Source organism: Salipaludibacillus agaradhaerens, from assembly GCF_002019735.1.
GTDB classification, from domain to species: Bacteria; Bacillota; Bacilli; order Bacillales; family Salisediminibacteriaceae; genus Salipaludibacillus; species Salipaludibacillus agaradhaerens.
This window is the reverse complement of record NZ_KV917378.1, coordinates 4,166,480-4,184,437: the sequence shown is the minus strand read 5'-3', so window position 1 is coordinate 4,184,437 and position 17,958 is coordinate 4,166,480. Positions and strand designations below refer to the sequence as shown.

Annotated in this window: 18 protein-coding genes and 1 other annotated feature; all 18 genes read right to left on the bottom strand. The window is 37.8% G+C overall.

Annotation, left to right across the window (positions count from 1 at the left end):
* Nucleotide 1 precedes the first annotated feature (1 nt).
* Nucleotides 2-895 (bottom strand): heme ABC transporter substrate-binding protein IsdE, encoded by an 894-nt coding sequence (gene isdE / locus BK581_RS19170; RefSeq protein ID WP_078579681.1) that lies wholly within the window; start codon nt 893-895, stop codon nt 2-4.
* A 355-nt stretch (nt 896-1,250) separates the two neighbouring features.
* Nucleotides 1,251-4,418, bottom strand: a complete 3,168-nt coding sequence (locus BK581_RS19165) for an NEAT domain-containing protein (RefSeq protein WP_078579680.1) — start codon at nt 4,416-4,418, stop codon at nt 1,251-1,253.
* A 17-nt stretch (nt 4,419-4,435) separates the two neighbouring features.
* Nucleotides 4,436-5,119 carry a heme uptake protein IsdC gene (gene isdC, locus BK581_RS19160; RefSeq protein WP_078579679.1) on the bottom strand — a complete coding sequence of 228 codons (684 nt, stop codon included), beginning with the start codon at nt 5,117-5,119 and terminating at the stop codon, nt 4,436-4,438.
* 452 nt (nt 5,120-5,571) lie between these two features.
* Nucleotides 5,572-5,775, bottom strand: coding sequence for a hypothetical protein (locus BK581_RS19155; RefSeq protein ID WP_407690340.1), 204 nt, complete (start codon nt 5,773-5,775; stop codon nt 5,572-5,574).
* Between the two features lie 654 nt (nt 5,776-6,429).
* Entirely contained in the window at nt 6,430-7,194 is a 765-nt protein-coding gene (locus tag BK581_RS19150; RefSeq protein ID WP_078579678.1) for a response regulator transcription factor, read from the bottom strand.
* Nucleotides 7,195-7,219: 25 nt separating this feature from the next.
* A complete protein-coding gene (phoU, locus tag BK581_RS19145) occupies nt 7,220-7,879 on the bottom strand; it encodes a phosphate signaling complex protein PhoU (protein ID WP_078579677.1) in 660 nt (219 codons plus the stop codon).
* Between the two features lie 15 nt (nt 7,880-7,894).
* A complete protein-coding gene (gene pstB / locus BK581_RS19140) occupies nt 7,895-8,656 on the bottom strand; it encodes a phosphate ABC transporter ATP-binding protein PstB (RefSeq protein WP_276327436.1) in 762 nt (253 codons plus the stop codon).
* 83 nt (nt 8,657-8,739) lie between these two features.
* A complete protein-coding gene (gene pstA / locus BK581_RS19135; RefSeq protein WP_078579675.1) occupies nt 8,740-9,624 on the bottom strand; it encodes a phosphate ABC transporter permease PstA in 885 nt (294 codons plus the stop codon).
* 3 nt (nt 9,625-9,627) lie between these two features.
* A complete protein-coding gene (gene pstC, locus BK581_RS19130; RefSeq protein WP_078579674.1) occupies nt 9,628-10,563 on the bottom strand; it encodes a phosphate ABC transporter permease subunit PstC in 936 nt (311 codons plus the stop codon).
* 113 nt (nt 10,564-10,676) lie between these two features.
* On the bottom strand, nt 10,677-11,681 hold the full coding sequence (locus BK581_RS19125) for a phosphate ABC transporter substrate-binding protein PstS family protein (protein WP_095995575.1): 1,005 nt from the start codon (nt 11,679-11,681) through the stop codon (nt 10,677-10,679).
* A gap of 228 nt (nt 11,682-11,909) precedes the next feature.
* On the bottom strand, nt 11,910-12,650 hold the full coding sequence (locus tag BK581_RS19120; protein WP_078579672.1) for an MBL fold metallo-hydrolase: 741 nt from the start codon (nt 12,648-12,650) through the stop codon (nt 11,910-11,912).
* A 19-nt stretch (nt 12,651-12,669) separates the two neighbouring features.
* Nucleotides 12,670-13,167, bottom strand: coding sequence for a GNAT family N-acetyltransferase (locus BK581_RS19115; RefSeq protein ID WP_078579671.1), 498 nt, complete (start codon nt 13,165-13,167; stop codon nt 12,670-12,672).
* 162 nt (nt 13,168-13,329) lie between these two features.
* Nucleotides 13,330-13,623 (bottom strand): 50S ribosomal protein L27, encoded by a 294-nt coding sequence (rpmA, locus tag BK581_RS19110; RefSeq protein WP_078579670.1) that lies wholly within the window; start codon nt 13,621-13,623, stop codon nt 13,330-13,332.
* An 18-nt stretch (nt 13,624-13,641) separates the two neighbouring features.
* Nucleotides 13,642-13,971, bottom strand: coding sequence for a ribosomal-processing cysteine protease Prp (locus BK581_RS19105; protein WP_078579669.1), 330 nt, complete (start codon nt 13,969-13,971; stop codon nt 13,642-13,644).
* Between the two features lie 11 nt (nt 13,972-13,982).
* Nucleotides 13,983-14,291, bottom strand: coding sequence for a 50S ribosomal protein L21 (gene rplU / locus BK581_RS19100; protein WP_078579668.1), 309 nt, complete (start codon nt 14,289-14,291; stop codon nt 13,983-13,985).
* 12 nt (nt 14,292-14,303) lie between these two features.
* Nucleotides 14,304-14,375: a sequence feature (ribosomal protein L21 leader region), on the bottom strand.
* An 86-nt stretch (nt 14,376-14,461) separates the two neighbouring features.
* The gene (locus BK581_RS19095; protein ID WP_169837792.1) at nt 14,462-15,925 is read right to left on the bottom strand and encodes an Rne/Rng family ribonuclease; all 1,464 of its coding nucleotides are present in this window, start codon (nt 15,923-15,925) and stop codon (nt 14,462-14,464) included.
* A 169-nt stretch (nt 15,926-16,094) separates the two neighbouring features.
* Nucleotides 16,095-16,934, bottom strand: a complete 840-nt coding sequence (locus BK581_RS19090) for a M50 family metallopeptidase (RefSeq protein ID WP_078579666.1) — start codon at nt 16,932-16,934, stop codon at nt 16,095-16,097.
* Nucleotides 16,927-17,757, bottom strand: a complete 831-nt coding sequence (locus BK581_RS19085) for a M23 family metallopeptidase (protein ID WP_169837791.1) — start codon at nt 17,755-17,757, stop codon at nt 16,927-16,929. Before BK581_RS19085 ends, BK581_RS19090 begins: the two co-directional genes overlap by 8 nt.
* Between the last annotated feature and the right edge of the window lie 201 nt (nt 17,758-17,958).

Sequence of the window (17,958 nt, the reverse complement as noted above, 5' to 3'; positions counted from 1 at the left end):
TTTAAGGATAAAGCATTTCTACTAACTCATTCATCGCTTCCTCCACAGCTAAATTACCTGTTGTAGGAAACAATAATTCTTCTAAATCGTACACTCGCTCATTTTGAACAGCGTTAAAGTGCTTCCAAATATCATTTGTTTGAAATTCTTCATTAAACATGTCTACGACTTCTTCAGGCATCCCATGGGCAGCTCTTAAAATCACATCGGGATTAGCTTGTTGTAAGTATTCAGTGTTAGAAGCCAAATACTCAACTTCTTCTCCTGACACGATATTCTCACCACCGGCCCGTTTGACTAAGTCCCCAATATAAGAGTGTTCTGTCGCCACTAAATAGCTTCCTGGAACACCTAATAATATGAGAACTGAAGGCGATTCCTCATCCTCTACCTCTGTTTCAATTAAAGTAAGTCTTTCTTCAATTGAAGAAACAAGAGCCTCTGCTTGCTCCTCGCGATCAAATTTCTCTCCTAACATCTCAATTTCGTCAAGCATGTTACTTAAGCTTTGTAAATTTAAATAGGTCGCATTAAGATCAACAGCATCAAATGTTTCTTCAAGATCTGTCTGTAAGGTGGTAACTGAAATCACATCTGTAGGTTGTAATGACTTGATTAATTCCATATCAGGATTCATCGGGTTACCAACCTCTTGAAGTCCTTCATAGCGTTCCGGGAGATCCTTATAGCTAGTTGGAATACCAACAAGATCTATTTCCAGTGCATCAAATATTTCAGTAGTAGCTACCGTAGTGGCCACAATGCGAATATCTTCTTCCTGAGAATCATTTTTCTCCAGTTGCTCATTTTCCATAACAGTTTGCTCACTACTTGAGCACCCAATTAAAAGGAGAAATAAACCACATGAAAAAAAATGCCATATACCTTTAAACATATTACTTCTCTCCTCTCTTCTTGAGCCAATCAGTCTCAGTCCTGATTAAACAAATCTTCAATCAGTGGGCGTTTTCGTTCTTCTCCAACTGAGTGGTTGTTGCGTGAACCAGGACATGAGCGTCCGTTATCTCTCTCTTCTATTTTGACGCAGGTGTTTTACGGACGGTTATCTGTGAAAAATAGAAAGGAAGCCTTGATACGCTTATGATGCATATCAAGACTTGTTTAATAAGAGATGAGTTATCTCTCGTTAGAAAATCTCACTTATAATCAGATTCTGTCTCATCCGCTGCGATGTTTGCTTTTATCATGTGAAGAGGCACAACACGGAGACCCACATGACCTTATATTCATTACAGCGTTCCGAGACGATATTTACGAATTAACCAAAAACCAGATCCTGCTATCAATGCGATGAGTAATCCGATTAAGGCTGGATCAGACGTTTTTGAATTAGGCTCCTGGCCGTCCGAGGCAGTTCCGTTATCGTTAGGGTTTCGATTAAATGTCAAACCATCCTCTGTGTTGCCACTAGGATTGAATGAAAGACGTTCAGTTGACGTTTCGCCATTTCCTAGTCCGCCTGTACCTAGAGGGGTAATACTGTCTACATCAAATGAAAATTGAACGACATACTTACCATCATATAAAATCGGTTCTTCAAAATAAACTTCTGTATAAGCATCTAGTAACTCATTTAAGTCAGAAACTAGGAATCTAACATCACGTGTATTAGCTGCTTCATCAACACCTACAACTTGTGCATCAGTGAAAGTCCCGTTTTGGCTTGTTTGGAATACTTTAACCCAATCACTGTGTGTTAAGGTAACCGTGACATAGGTGTCTCCGTCTTCAACTGATAATCTTGCAGGTTTAAGCGTGTAATCATCCATGACTGACACGTCATTTGTATTATTTTTTAATACAGTGAAATCAATTGTATACTCACCGTCTGATAGTCCTTCTTCTATAGTCACACCCTGATTTGGACCATTAGGAGTGGAAGGAGTCACTGGTGTAGGAATGACTGGTGATGGATTAGTCGGTGTGACCACATTCCCGTCACTGTCAGTGATACTTGATAAGTCAAAAGCGATTTGCACTTCATAATCATTATCATAGTTAATATCTGGTATAACTATGTGGGTGTATGCCGATGTCGCTTGTGATAAATCATCAACATCAAACCTAACTGTCCGTTTATCATTGTTTGTATCTATGTCTATAACTTCCGCATCTACATAAGTCCCGTTTTCATTCACTTGAAAAGTTTCAATCCAGTTACTGTGGTTGAGAGTCAGTTCAATTGCTTGCTCACCATTTTCTACAATAAGCGAAGCAGGTTTATCTGTATATTGATCCATAACTGATACGTCATTTGTATTATTTTTTAATACAGTAAAATCAATCATATATGTGCCATCATCTAACCCATTTGAAGGTGGTGTGTTCTCTCCATCTTCTTCATTGGATAATTCAAACACACCGTACGTACTGAAATGGGTGACATTTGCCGTAACAGTAGAACCGGATGAATCAACTGATAATGGCTCAATCATATCTTCTTTTTCACCTTTATCATTCACATAGACAACATATAAGTCGTTCCATTTCGCCACCTTATTAGTGTCTACTGCAAATGTTAAGGTGACACCATCAGCGAATTCTGTCATTTCTCGGTCGCCAGCTCTAACAGAAAAGTCATATAAATTACTAACGGCTTCCTCATTTAAGTTGCTATCTACTATTTTCTCAAATCCGAAGATAACTTGTTCTTCATTATTAAATTCCGATAATACGTTATCAATAGAGAAAATAGCGGTTACATCGTTTCCGATTGAAAAAGAGATATAACTATTAGAATCTAGTGATGCTAAAATATCCAAGCTCAGTTCAAATGATGAGACGGCACTGTGGACAATGTGATAGGTGTTGTTACCTTCGTCATAGGTAAAATTCCGCCTATCGCGAATAGCAAGTGAAAGCTTTCCATTCTCTCCAGTTACAATCTCTGGCGGAATAATCTCAGGTGTTGTAGGTTCCTCTGGTGCCTCATCTATAGATGTCAAACTATCTTTATCAAAAGATAGTTGAACCGTATAATAATTATCATAATTTAACATTGGAATGACGACATGTGTATAGGCATCTAAAGACGCCTCTAAGTCAGTTACAGGAAATTTCACTACTCTTGTATTAGCGGCTGCATCTTCAGATACGACGTCAGCATCGATAAACTCCCCATCTTGTTTTGTCTGAAACAACGTTATCCAATCGCTGCTTGTTAACGTTAATTCAACATATATTCCAGAGTTAGTTACACTAACAACGGCGGGTTTCTCTGTGTAACCATCCATCACAGAAACATCAGTTGTTCCATCTTTTAGAACATTAAAATCTACTGTATAGTCGCCTACTTCTAAGTCATGATCATTACTTGACTCTTCTTCCTCAGGCTGATCGTCATCCACAACCGTTAATGAGTCTAAGTTAAAATCTAACCGGAATTTTTGTGTATTGCAGTAGTTAGCTGCTGGGACATACATATCTACCTCTGCATTTACCATTGTGTCCAAGTCTACATTTTCAAACTGGACGACACGTGAAAGAGTCGCTTCATCTTCACTAATAACAGCCCCGCTAACTAATTCGTCCTCAATATCAAATCGTAAATCAGTTATTAATTGACCAGGTTGTTCTATTACCGTTAAGAGCAATGATGATTGACCATCTTCAACTATAAGTTTGGCGGGATTACCAAGATAGTTAGCCATCGCTGATGAACGTTCTTCCGTAGCATGAAGAGCTTCAAATTCAATCGTGTATGTGCCATTAGCCAAAGCCGTATCTTGATCTTGCTCTTCTTCTGGTACTTCCACAGATGGTTCTTCAACTTCTTTATCTTCTTCTGGAGCCGGGACTTCTTCACCATGATCTGGCTCTTCTTCTATCGCGTCATTATCTTCTGGAACGGTTCCATCGTTCTCCTCAGACTCCTCATCTGGAGATGTAGGTATTTCAGCTTCTGGCTCCTCCTTTGGGGTTTCAACATTCACTTCTGTTAAACTATCAGTATGAAATTGAAACTGCACGTTATACCAATTATCATAATTAATCATTGGTATAACGACATGCGTATAAGCATCTAGTTTTTCTGACAGATCCCCTACTGGAAAACGCACGACACGTGTATCAGCGTCAACATCTTCAGAAATGACTTCTGCATCTACAAAGTCGTCATTAACTTTTGTTTGAAATACTTTGATCCAATCACTATTCGTTAGCGTTACTTCAGCAAATATTCCATCGTCTGTCACAATAATTTTAGCTGGCTTTTGTGTATAGCCATCCATCGCAGATGCATCTTCTGTTCCATCTTTTAATACAGTGAAATTAATACTATATTCACCGTTTAGCAATGAAGAGTCAGTTGTTGCTCCTGCTACTGATGGCAGTAGGGAAGCAAAAAGTATCATCCATATTGATAGAATACTTACTAATTTTCGCCATGTTTTATTCAAAGCATTCAACCCCTCTTTTAATTTGTACTTGAACTCGCTTTATTAAAGCGTGTAAAGGCTAGTACCGTTAGTGCAGCCAACATTAATGCTCCCCACATGATGACATGATTATCACTCGTTTCAGGGTTTTCCGTAGAGCCACTCTCTGTATTATTAGATGTTTCACCATTAGTTGATGTGGTATTATCCGTTGTCACTTCAGTTTCATTGCTAGCTGATTCTGCTAAACTTACAGTTTGTAAACTATCTAAATCAAAAGAAAGTCTTATTGTATAATCGTGGTCATAATCAATGTCCTCTACCGTCACATGGATCTTTGATTCAAGAGGTGTTGACAAGCTAGAAATCGGAAATTCTACCACTCTTTTATCCGCTGCTTCATCTGCGCTAATAACTGTAACATCTTGTAAACCACCATTGTTAGGGACTTTAAACTCAGTCACCCATGAACTATGGTTAATTGTCATTTGTGCTTTCATCTGACCATTAGCGACAGTAATTGTAGCTGGCTTCTCCCAGTAGTCGTTAGCCATTGAAGCGGAATCATTTTCTGCGTGTAACACTGTGTATTGAATGGTGTATGTACCGTCAGCAAGCTGTTCATCAGCCATCGTTTTATTGGGCAATAACGACCAAGACAGGATACTTGTGATCATAACTAACAACGTAAAATAATACATAACTGTTTTTTTATTTTTCAAAATTCCTCTCCTCCATCCTTACAATAGTGATAGCAACAATGATATCGATAGTGATAATCATTCTCAATGTTGATTAAAAAATAAAGACCTCATGCTTTTTTCTACTAAACGATTCAACATTTGAACAATGAATTGATAATTTCTTCCTATCTCATATGCTTCATAATCAACTCATTGATTATCATTCTCAATTAAAATGAAAAATAAAATCCTATCTGTTTGAATAGGCAATCCCCCCTAAATCCCAATGTTAGAAAGAATAATAGATTGTTTCCACGAATTTATATTATCCCAAGTGATAATCATTGTCAATTAGAAATGTGATTTTAGTCACACCTTTTTATGATAAACAAGCTATATAACATAGAAATAATTGTAAATATCACTATCTGTACTTATTTAAGGACAGAAGTTGATTACACCTACTTTCGACATAAAACGAACCAAATCAATTAGTGATTAACTGAATCAATCACTTTTAACAGTCTGAAGTCGTTTTCAGCACGTTTTTGAGTCGTGCCGATAACAATTATTTGATCGTCCAACACAACTGATTCTTCCGATAATTTAAAATCGTAAACAGCGTTTTTCCGTAAAGAGCTATCGTCCGTCATGCGATAAAAGCGCTTATAAGCCAAATAACCGCGATCAAACACATATACGCGTTCTTTTAAAGCTAAGTGACAAGAGGATAAAAAAATCTTTGATAAAAATATGCGGATTCCCGCCTCTGGGATCGTGAAGATTCGCTCTTATCGTGGCTAAGGTTAAGAACCCAATCTGAGAAATAGACGGAGAGTTTCCGCCTATTGACTCCGATAATCTGAAAATGTCTCGTTTTGCTTTGCATAGTCGGAAAATTTCCCCCTATATCCCCAAAAATGAGCTCTCTTCTGCATTTAACCGGAAAATATTCGCTTATTTTTACTCTCACTAATGACTCGATTATTGACAAGACTCCTTAATCTAAAGGTATAGAGGTGAACAGTTTTATTAAAAAAGTGAGTAAACGAGGTTTTTATTAATGATTATTAGGATTTCACGTGTCCTTCTCGTCACTAATTAACGTTATCTAGTTATAATGTTCATTAAAGTTATGTTACGCAAAGAAAAAGTCCTTTAATTCAGGTGATATCCCCCACCATTAATCGGGTATTATCTTTATTGGCTTTAAACAACTTGAACTATTGACATTTTTATGCAATGCTAGTGCACCTATATAGATTCTCTATTTTGAGGCGAGAATTTTTCAGACGATTATCTGTGATAAAAAAAACGGTGAATAATGATTCACCGCTTCGTAATACTCCTTATTGATAGCTTTTATGCTTTATGGGAACATCTTTCAGCATATATCCCACATTTCTGACAGTCTTTATATACAATGGATTCCTCCGATTGGGCTCAATTTGTCGCCTTATACGACTTACGAACACATCTATAATTCGTTCATCATACGTTTGATCGTTAACTGTCAATGCCGTAATCAAGTGCTGTCTAGTAAAAGCTTTTCCTTTATTTTTCATCAGGAAAAACATAAGCTCAAACTCTTTTCTTGTTAATTCAACAGGTTTTTTTCCTTTATAAAGTGTCAAATGAACAGGATCAAGGACTAATTCACCGCTCCTATATTTTCCTTGTTTTAATGCAGAAACCACCTCTTCTTTTGTTTCATTTTCTAAGCAGCAAAGCTGTCCTCGTCGCAACACCGCCTTTACTCTTGCAACAAGTTCTTTAAAGCGAAGCGGTTTTACCATGTAATCATCAGCACCTAATTCCATTCCGAGTACAGCTTCTATTTCATCAGATTGAGTTGAAATAAGTACCACAGGCAACCAATTATTTAGTGTTTGTCTCAATTCCCGACACACATCAAGTCCACTTAGTTCAGGTAAATCCATGTCTAAAATAACAGCATCTGGCTTAAGACTGTTAATGATTTTTAACGCGTCTTTTCCATTTGCCACTACCCATGTTTCATAGCCATATGATCGAAAAATCTGTTGTATTTCACCTCGCACTGATCGATCTTTTTCTGCTATTAAAATGCGAGGTACTACCTTAGCCTCACTCATAGAATCAACAACTTTCTCACTAGTCTTAGTTTAGATCAAATCGTTGTCCATTAACTTCATAAACAATCCATTCAGCGATATTCGTAGAGTAATCAGCTATTCGTTCAATATATCTTGATATAAATGCCATCTGGGTAATATACTCTGGAGAATCATGACCGGCAATAGCCATTTTAAAAATCGATTGAACAAAGTCTCCATAAGCCGCGTCTATTTCATCATCTAGTGATGCAATGAGCTGAGCCTTTATAACGTCTGAAGCACGATAGGCAGCAAGTACTTTTCTTAACATATCTTGTGCTTTTTCAGCCATAGCCAGCAAGTCTTCCATGTAGTTATCCACTTTCTCACGATCCTCTATCCGTTTTGCCGCTTTGGCCATATCAACGGTTAGATCCCCCATTCGTTCTAAATCACTGGATACTTTCAGTGTTACAATGATTTTACGTAGATCAGAAGCTACGGGTTGTTGCTTGGCAATAAGAAGTGTCGCTTTTTCATTTATCTCCAATTCCAATTCATTAATGTATTTGTCATTAGAAATGATATCATCAAATTTAACTTCATCAGCATGTACGACAGCATCAAGTGTCGCTTCGAAAGCTTTTTCAACCATTGTACCTAAAAACATGATGTCTTCTTTTAACTCCGCTAAGTTTGTTTCAAACGTCTCTCGTGTAGGCATATTTCCCGTTCCTCCTTAACCGAATCGCCCTGTAATGTAATCTTCAGTGCGTTTGTCATTTGGTGTTGAAAAAATGAGATCTGTTTCGTCATATTCAATCACTTCACCATTAAGAAAAAATGCCGTTCTATCAGAAATTCTTGCCGCTTGCTGCATATTATGCGTGACTATAATGATAGAATAGTTTTTCTTTAAATCTTGTACCAGTTCTTCTACTTTTAAGGTGGACTTAGGATCAAGTGCTGATGTTGGTTCATCCATTAATATAACATCTGGCTCAATTGCAAGACACCTGGCAATACACAAACGTTGCTGTTGTCCTCCAGAAAGTCCATAGGCGTTCTCATTTAAACGATCTTTAACTTCCTCCCAAATGGCTGCACCTTTTAAACTTTGTTCGACAATCTGTTTAAGTAATTTTTTGTCTCGAATCCCATGAATGCGTGGGCCGTATGCCACATTGTCAAAGATAGATTTTGGAAAGGGATTCGGTTTTTGAAAAACCATCCCCACTCTTGTTCTCAGTTGCTCTACTCGGTATGAGTGTTGAAAGATATTGTCTCCTCTATAGAGAATCTCTCCTGACACTTTTACACTTGAAACTAGTTCTACCATTCTGTTCAACGTTTTAATATATGTGGACTTTCCACAGCCTGATGGACCAATAATCGCTGTAATATCATTCTCCCTAATTGGAAGGTTTATATTTTTTAGTGCATGTGTCTCTCCATACCATAAATTAAGTCCTCTTGTATTAAAAACAAGCTTTTTGTCCATGGAAAATTCATCTTTCACACGCTCGTCTGTCTCTGCACGCTCATCTATCACTTGGTTTAATCCCATACTAGGTTATCCTCCTTTTAATATCTTTTTTGAAATTTATTTCTTATAATGATTGCCGTCGAATTCAATAAGATAAGTACAATTAACAAAACAACAATGGTGGCTGCAGCAAGGTTAGCATATTCATCCACCATAACTGAATCTAGCGTCCAATAATAAATTTGCATTGGTAAAGCAGTGAAGTTATCACCGATACTGGATGGAATTGGTATAAGCAATGCAGGAATACCGATAACCACAAGTGGAGCTGTTTCTCCAATTGCTCGAGAGAGGGCTAAAATAACGCCTGTTAAAATACCTGGTAATGAGGCTGGTAATACCACATTTTTTACGGTCTGCCACTTTGTTGCCCCCATGCCGTAAGAGGCTTCTCTCAAAAAGCTCGGAACTGATCGAATCGCTTCTTGGGCTGATACTACAACGATCGGGAGGACAAGGAGCGCCATTGTCAAGCCACCTGCGATTATACTGGTACCGAAACCAAATAACCGCACGAAAATAGTTAAGCCTAAGATTCCAAACACAATTGAAGGAACACCAGCCAAATTACTAATATTGGTTTGAATAAATGAATGTAATTTCCCTCGTTTTGCATACTCTTCTAAATAAATGGCTGTTCCCACTCCTAATATCATCGTCACAGGTCCAACAATAAGCATAAGCCACAATGTCCCTACAATAGCTCCTTTAATCCCTGCTCGCTCTGGTGCCGTTGATAGTTTATTAGTTAGAAAGTCTAAATTTATCCACCCAATACTATCTATAGCTACTCGGTAAACAAGAATCGCTAATATGACGAGCCCAAACAATGTTGCTGATAGAAAGATATATTTAACAGCCTTATTCATGAGCAAACGTTTGGACATTTTTTTTTCGACTGCTGATAAATCGATGTATTTCATGAATTAATAGACCTCCCTAAACCTGCTGCTAATATATCTTGCTAGCATGTTCATAAGTAGTGTGAATACAAATAGCGTCATGGCCACTGCATAAAGACTATAATATATGGTGGTCCCAGCGGCTGCATCGCCACTCGTGATTTCTACAATATAAGCTGTCATCGTTTGCATTGACTGCGTCACATCGAATGTGAAATTTTTAGAGCTACCACTGGCTATTGTCACGATCATCGTTTCTCCAATAGCTCTGGAAATCCCTAACACGAATGACGCAATAATTCCGGAAATTGCAGCAGGAATAACAACACGGAAAGTGACTTCGAGCTGTGTAGCTCCAAGTGCTTTAGCACCTTCTCTCATAGCATTAGGCACTGAATTCATCGCATCTTCTGAGAGAGAAGCTACCATTGGAATAATCATAATTCCCATGACTATACCAGGACTGAGCGCATTTGTAGCAGATAAACCTGGGATGATTTCTCTCAATACTGGTGTAACAAATGTAAATGCAAAAAAACCATACACAATTGTTGGTATTCCTGCTAAAACTTCAATGAGGGGCTTTAACACTTTTCTCGTTGTCCCTGATGCATATTCACTCAAATATACAGCAGTCGTCAACCCTATTGGAATGGCTACTAACATTGCAATGAGTGTTGTCATAAAAGTCCCCATGACTAATGGTAAAATACTGAATTGAGGATCTACAGGACTTAAAGGTTTTAACACTGTCCCTGAGAAAAATTCGATGAATGACACTTCTCTAAAAAATAAAACTGTTTCAAAGATGAGTGTGAACACAATTCCCACCGTTGTTAGAACAGAAATGAATGCTGCTAAAAATAACAAAGAGGGAATGATTTTTTCAATGATTGACGTTGTTTTTGTACGTTTTTTTTTATATTGAATGATCTCTTTTACGCTCTCATGCTGAGCCATGTTAATGCCCCTTTCACTCACATCGTGCTTCTAATCTTTCATTCATGTTAAACAATGCGTTCATTTAAGGATAGAGATGAGAGTGTTTTCTACTCTCATCTCTATTAAACATATTAGTTGATTGCTTGAATGTCGTTAATATAGCCTTCTAGCTCATCCTCCGGAAGAGGGGCAAAGCCTGTTTCTTCAGCAAATTGATTCGTTACTGTGAACACATACTCAGCAAAATCTTTTACTTCAGCTTTTTCACGTGCTGAGTTATAGCTCAAGTTTGTAAAAACTGGGCGAGTAAACGGCGCATAATCACCATCTTCTGCAATAGTTTCAAGTGAAGGTGCAACAGGACCGTCACCAAAATCAATAGCTACCGCTTGTAGGTCATCTGTATTGTTCGCATAATAGCCATATCCAAAAAAACCGATACCATGCTCATCTTCAGAAATTAAATTAACAAGTGTTGAGTACTCTTGTTGTAAATTAATCGTGTCTACTAAGTCTTGCTCTTCAATAATTTCTTCTACAAAAAATTCATGTGTACCATGATTTTCATTTGGTCCGTAAAAGTTTACTGGCTCATTCGGCCAATCGGAACGAATATCAGACCACATTACATTATCATCATCTGCATAATTTCCTGTAACGAACATAGTTTTAATTTCTTCTTCCGTCATGTCAGAAGCCCAATCATTATCAGGATGTATGACGATTGTTAACCCATCTAATGCCACTTTGAATTCCTGTGTTTCAATCCCGTTCTCTTCAAGTTCAGCAAGCTCTTCTTCTCTAATTTCCCGAGAGGCATTCGATAAGTCTGTTTCGCCAGCTACAAATCGGCTCATTCCAGCACTTGTTCCGCCGCGACTCACTTCCACACTGACGCCTTCTTGTTCTTCTACCATATACTCTTCTGCTATTCTAGACATTAAAGGATATACCGTCCCAGAACCGTCAATAATAACTGTTCCAGACAACTCTTCAGATGACGAATCATTGTTATTAGTTTTACTTGAATTAGTGTTGCTGTCTCCCCCTGCCGTATTTTCGTTACCACCGCAGGCCGCAGTGACTACCATAAGCCCTGCCATTAAAAATGATAAGCTGTACTTTTTCAATTTCAACTTCCTCCTCTTAACGAGACTAGTATGTTATGATCGCTTGACCACACTTAAAGTATAAGTTTCATATATTAAGGAAGATTGAATAGTAAGTAAATGCTTTGTAAAGTGTTTGTAAAGGTTGTGGTTAAAGAAGCACCACTAGCGTCGCTTCGGACACTAGTGGTGCTTCTTTAACTGCATAAGATTTGATTAGGGAAATATGAGTTCTATCTATTTCACCACATTGGATTACAAGTGAAAAATAGCTCCTGATGAGGCCAGATTAACCTCCCTACTATACCCTCTTTGAACTTCTGACTTAAGCTGATGATGGAAGCCAAAGTGGGGTAAATGACTTAGAAGTACAGACTTAGCTTGAGAAGCAGTCGCTAATTTAGCTACTTCTTCGCTCGTCATATGCCCAAATTTCCGGCCATCTTGACCAGCGTAAAAGCTTGTTTCAGCAATTAATAAATTAGCCTTCTCAGCGAAAGGAATAAGTGATTCTTCAAATGCCGTATCAGCTGTATAAACAAGCACTTTATTTGTAAGTTGACTTTCTACCTTCATCGCATAACAGGTTACAGGATGGGCAGTTTTTTGAAAACTCACCTTGAGGGGACCTATGATTAAAGGTGTAGATTCATTATAGGCGATTACTGATGTATAAGTATCATTCCCTAATGAATCAAATGCTTCCTTATCATAGTTGTGAGCAAAAATTTGGAGTGGTCTATCTGTTTTTTCTAAGTTTATGTCAACGATGCGACTGTAGGTTAACACACCTAAATCTGCCATATGATCATGATGGTAATGACTTAAAATGACAGCATCTAACTCTTTTAATTCAATCTTGTTTTGTAATTTAGCCACCGCCCCACTACCACAATCAAGTAATACTTTAGTCTCTCCCTCTTCTACAAGAAAAGAGCTCGTTGCTTCATTGGCTTCAGGATAAGCTCCCCAATACCCTATAACAGTTACCTTCATCTCATTTACCTCCTTATTTCTATATTACCCCTGTTATTAAGCTACGGCGTTCCAATAACAATACGTCTTTCCAATTACCATTAAGTTTAGCAATTCTTTCACGCCTACCAACTAAACGAAAACCATTGTTATAATGAAGTTGCAGACTTGCTTTATTTTCTGGAAATATCCCCGCTTGTAGTGTCCATATACGTTCCTTTTCACTTTGCTTAATGAGTTCGTTCAAAAGGACTGAACCAATACCTTGTCCTCTTTCACTCCCTTTCACATATATACTCACTTCCGCCACTCCCGCATACACACATCGACTAGACACGAGCGTTAAAGCTGCCCAACCTATAACTATCTTACCAGTGACCATTACTAAACGACAGTGAGACAAATGGGAAGAGTCCCATTCTTCCCATGTAGGTGCTTTAGTTTCAAAGGTAGCTATTTTTGAAGTGATCCCTTCTTCATAGATCGCCTTTACTTGTGTCCAATGTTCAAAAGTCATCTCTGTTATATCTTGTCCCATTCGGTACCTCCGTTGACATATAACTCTCATTATTACTCACAAATATAACGTATAAAACTTACCATATTTTTTGCTTTTCTACTATTATCCTGAAATCTTGTTCTCCATTACAAACAAAAAAGCTCTGACGATTATGTCTAAATAATCGTCAGAGCTTTAACTTTATGCTTCTTGAACTTCTGGATACACACTTACACGTTTACGATCACGGCCAACGCGTTCAAATTTAACAACGCCATCAACTTTCGCAAACAATGTGTCGTCTCCACCTTTTCCAACGTTCACACCTGGATAAATTTTAGTGCCGCGTTGACGTACTAAAATGGATCCACCGGTAACAGATTGTCCGTCACCACGTTTTGTGCCTAAACGTTTGGAAATAGAGTCACGACCGTTTTTTGTACTACCTACCCCTTTTTTCTGGGCAAAAAATTGAAGGTCTAATTTTAAGAACATGGTCTTCACCTCCTGTATTTATGAATCGATACGTATAAATTGGCTATACTGGTCCTCAATTGTTTTCAGGGAGACAAGCATACCATTTAACAGTAATTGCACTTTCTCAAACGTGTCATGATTTAACCCATTAGGAACACGACAGCGGAGAAAGCCTCCGTCATCTTTCGTTTCAACCATCATCTTTGTATCACAAAGATCGGCAATAGCATTCACTGCTCCAAAAGAAACAGCGGACACCCCTGCACAGACGAGATCATATCCATAAGGACCTGATTCCGCATGGCCTTTCATCGTAAATGTATGGATCGTTCCATCGTCATTCCGGTTGAATGTTACATGAATCATCGGCCTACACCTTAAGCATTAATCTTATCGATAATCACTTTTGTGTATGGCTGACGGTGACCCTGCTTACGACGGTAGTTCTTTTTAGCTTTATATTTAAAGACAGTGATTTTTTTCGCACGGTCATGTTTCTCTACCTTTGCAGTCACTGTAGCTCCATCAACAAGGGGAGCTCCTACCTTCGTGTCATCTCCTCCAACGAGAAGAACACGGTCAAAAGTTACTGTATCACCTTCAGCTACATCAATCTTTTCAACGTAAACTTCTTGTCCTTCAGTTACTTTTACTTGCTTTCCACCAGTTTCAATAATTGCGTACATATGCGCACCTCCTTCAATACTCAGACTCGCCATCACAGGTGCACTTGAGTGCTTCAAACCTGATCTGTGCGGTTGCAGTTCTTTGGGCGCAACCAAACAACTAACAAAGGAAATCATACCATAATGTAAAATGGCATGTCAATACTCCCATTATGAACCATTATATCTCCCTAGACTTTGTTCCAAAAGTTCCGAGCTTCTTGCTCATCCCCTTCAAATCTAATCTGAAAGCCTGTTTCCGTCACACCATTTAAAAAAATACGTTTAGACAGAACGTTCTCCAACCACTTTAAACGGCGTTTACCTTCATGTAAGAATAATGCTAACGTCCCTTTATGAACATCTACTACAAAGGCAGCAGCCTCAGAAGTACGGAAGGCAAAAAGTGCTTCCTCTAATTCTGCTGCTACTTCAGCTTCGCTTTTTACCAAGCCTGTCCCTCCACATACATTACAATTCGAATAGATGATTTCATGTATCGCTTTACGTGTTTTTTTTCGCGTCATTTCTAATAGCCCTAATTGAGTAAATCCAAGCACATTTGTTATCGTACGATCAGGTTTAAGTGCATTTTTTAATGCGTACATAACGTCCTGTCTATCTTTTTCTAATGGCATATCGATAAAATCGATCAAAATTATGCCACCGATATCTCTCAATCTAAGTTGTTGCGCAATTGTTGTGACAGCTTCGAGATTGGTTTTTTTGGCAGTATCACTCAGTCCTTGTTTACTAGTAAATTTTGCAGAGTTCACATCAATAATTGTCATGGCCTCAGTGTAATCAATGTGAAGCGAGCCACCGTTTTTCAACCATAAAAATGAAGAAAGTGTTTTATCTAGTACTTTATCCAGATCGAAATAAGAAAAAAGGTTTTCTTTTCCTTGATATAGAGTGACTTTATCCTTTTCATCAGAAGTTAAGCTAGCTGTCAGTTCTTTATAATCATCTATATCATCAACAACAAATTGGGTCTCTTCATGATCGATAAAGTCTCTAATCACACGTCTTGTAACCGATGTGCTATTATACAAAATTGTTATTCCTTCATGCACTTGCGCTTTTCTCATAGTGGTAGTAAATTGTTCTCTCAAAAACGCCAGTTCTGCTTTTAATTTGACAGTAGATGTTTTTGCAGCACTTGTCCGAAAAATAATACCTTCTTTATTTTCAAGATTACTTTGAGCTATTACTCGTAACTGTTCACGGTCCTCATCATGACTAATTTTCTTAGAGATTGCAATGTAATTACCAAACGGTAAATAAACAAGGTATTTCCCAGGAAATGATAATTGTTCAGTGAGTTTCGCCCCTTTTGTTCCGAACTCTTCTTTCTTTACTTGAACAATAATGGATTGGCCCTGCTTTAGTAAAGACGTGATTGGTTTAGATTTATGTTCTTCATGCTGAGAAACAATTAATTCTTTTTTTAATAGGAAGCCGTTTTTTTCCGATCCAATATTAACAAAAGCCGCATCCATCCCTGGTAAAATCGTTTCGACCTTCCCTTTTATAATAATGCCAGGCTTCAGTAAATCCATCTTCCCTTCAAAAAGCCACTCGACGACGGTCCCATTCTCAATCACGGCACCTCTAATGTCTTCAAACCGTCGGTGCAACACAATTTGTCTCACAATTCATTACTCCAATCTTTTTCATCCCTGTATCATTCACATATTTTATGAACTCTTAGGAAGTTCATTCTTTGTTCTTAAAGAGTTTCATGTACCTTCACACTATTAGTCATTAGATCTCTTTATTATAAATCCTCATATAAGTTATTGCCAATAACATTAGCCCTTACTATATAAGAAGGGCTAATGGGAGGGTTTTATGCTGTCGGTCAAAGAAAGCTTGAAGGACGAGTGTTTCATTCACATATTTTTCACCGTTCTCGGTTCCCACTAAAAAAATTCCTTTTTTTTCTCGATAAATTTCTTTTACGGCTTGAGACACTGTGATATCAGGAGGAACAGGAATCTTTTTCTTCTCTTTATTCAGTTGCAGCCGCTGCCTTTCTAATAAGAAACGTAGAAAATGATAATGCCGTTGCCGCCATTCTAAGTATTGATGCAGCCATAAAAAACATACAATGACCACTAAATTTAGATGAAATGGTAAGATCATAAAAGCTATAAACGTCATAATCGTGAGCATAATTAAGGAAAGAATAGTCGTTAAGTAATACGACTTTTGAAAAGGAAGAAAATAGCTCTGTAATGTAAAAAGTAGTTTTCCACCATCTAACGGTAAAATTGGCAGTAAGTTAAATATCAAAATTGAGATATTATGAAATAAAAATATTTGATGATCTGCCTCAGACCAAATAGGTGTACCTGATAAATACATACTAGCACAAATCATCCATAGATGCTGCAAAGGCCCATTTAGAGTGACGAAAAATTCTTCTTTAACGGGACGATTGCCATACTCCTCCATTTCAGCCACGCCGCCGAACGGCATTAGCTCAATTTTACGAATACGCCAGCCGTAATAGTTTGCTGTACAAGCATGACCTAATTCATGGACCATGATAATAAATAAAAGCATGAGAATCTCTTTAAATAATCCCGCCATTCCACCAATACCTAAAATAACCCATAGTAAAGGGTGAATTTTTATTAAACGTAATAAATTAATCAACGGAAATCACGTCAACCGGATCTATAAAAACATCCCCTTCTTTTAATGCGAAATAATAAATCCCTGTCTCTTCATCTTCAGCGTGAGAAGAGACGCTAGCTAAGACATCTCCACTATCTACATGATCATATAGATTCACATAAATGTCTTCAAGCATGCCATACCATGATTCTCCCCCGTCATAATGACTTATAACAACTACCTGTCCCCATTCATGTTCTTCATCTTCACCGATATATCGAACCACACCACTTCTTACAGCTTCGACGGCCTCTTCTAAATCTGTTTCTACATAAATCCCTCTGCCATTTTGCTCAAATGTCTCTTTTATCGTCCCTGATGCTGGCAAAGCATATTGATTGGGCACCTGTTCTTCCAAATCACCTGGAGCTACTGCTTCCATTTGGCTAGGAAAGAGAGCTACTGGTCGTCCAAATAAATCTTCGTACCAAAGAGCAACACGATCAAATTCAAATTCTTCTTTAAATTGCCGTTCCACAAAATGTCTTACTTGATCTAAAGCTGGTGTACTCGTTTGCATAAGAATCCCGATTATAAGAAAAAAACAAATACCAGCAAGTAATTGCATTATGAAAGTATCCCTATTGAAATAAGGTTCTGTATTTGGCTTTTGAAGTGATTTATCTTTTACCGTATCAAATGAATAGATAGTGTCCTCTCGTTCTTCATCATGTTTCATGTCCCACAATGACTGACCTTCACTCCGCATTCTCTGTACAGACTTGTTAGGACGCTTTTTATCTTGTCGTTTGCGTCTCCTAGCATCCATCTTTCGCTTTAACTTTGCAACTCTATCATTCATATACTCCCCATCCTTGTCCAATGGTATCGTCATAGTTTATCTTATGCTCGTCCAACTATAGATAGAACTTTCTCAATTACTAACATCTCAAAATATACATTTATATGTTTAATCCGCTTTTACCAACCTATATTTAGGAATTCATAGAGTCCTGTCATATTTATATGGTAGTCCCACAATATATATACTTTTATAAAACGA

What these genes read in the sequence shown, in the direction of transcription:
- isdE (WP_078579681.1), bottom strand. Translation starts at nt 895, where the DNA reads ATGTTTAAAGGTATATGGCATTTTTTTTCATGTGGTTTATTTCTCCTT.
- BK581_RS19150 (WP_078579678.1), bottom strand. Translation starts at nt 7,194, where the DNA reads ATGAGTGAGGCTAAGGTAGTACCTCGCATTTTAATAGCAGAAAAAGAT.
- phoU (WP_078579677.1), bottom strand. Translation starts at nt 7,879, where the DNA reads ATGCCTACACGAGAGACGTTTGAAACAAACTTAGCGGAGTTAAAAGAA.
- pstB (WP_276327436.1), bottom strand. Translation starts at nt 8,656, where the DNA reads ATGGACAAAAAGCTTGTTTTTAATACAAGAGGACTTAATTTATGGTAT.
- pstA (WP_078579675.1), bottom strand. Translation starts at nt 9,624, where the DNA reads ATGAAATACATCGATTTATCAGCAGTCGAAAAAAAAATGTCCAAACGT.
- pstC (WP_078579674.1), bottom strand. Translation starts at nt 10,563, where the DNA reads ATGGCTCAGCATGAGAGCGTAAAAGAGATCATTCAATATAAAAAAAAA.
- BK581_RS19120 (WP_078579672.1), bottom strand. Translation starts at nt 12,650, where the DNA reads ATGAAGGTAACTGTTATAGGGTATTGGGGAGCTTATCCTGAAGCCAAT.
- BK581_RS19115 (WP_078579671.1), bottom strand. Translation starts at nt 13,167, where the DNA reads ATGGGACAAGATATAACAGAGATGACTTTTGAACATTGGACACAAGTA.
- rpmA (WP_078579670.1), bottom strand. Translation starts at nt 13,623, where the DNA reads ATGTTCTTAAAATTAGACCTTCAATTTTTTGCCCAGAAAAAAGGGGTA.
- BK581_RS19105 (WP_078579669.1), bottom strand. Translation starts at nt 13,971, where the DNA reads ATGATTCATGTAACATTCAACCGGAATGACGATGGAACGATCCATACA.
- rplU (WP_078579668.1), bottom strand. Translation starts at nt 14,291, where the DNA reads ATGTACGCAATTATTGAAACTGGTGGAAAGCAAGTAAAAGTAACTGAA.
- BK581_RS19085 (WP_169837791.1), bottom strand. Translation starts at nt 17,757, where the DNA reads ATGAATGATAGAGTTGCAAAGTTAAAGCGAAAGATGGATGCTAGGAGA.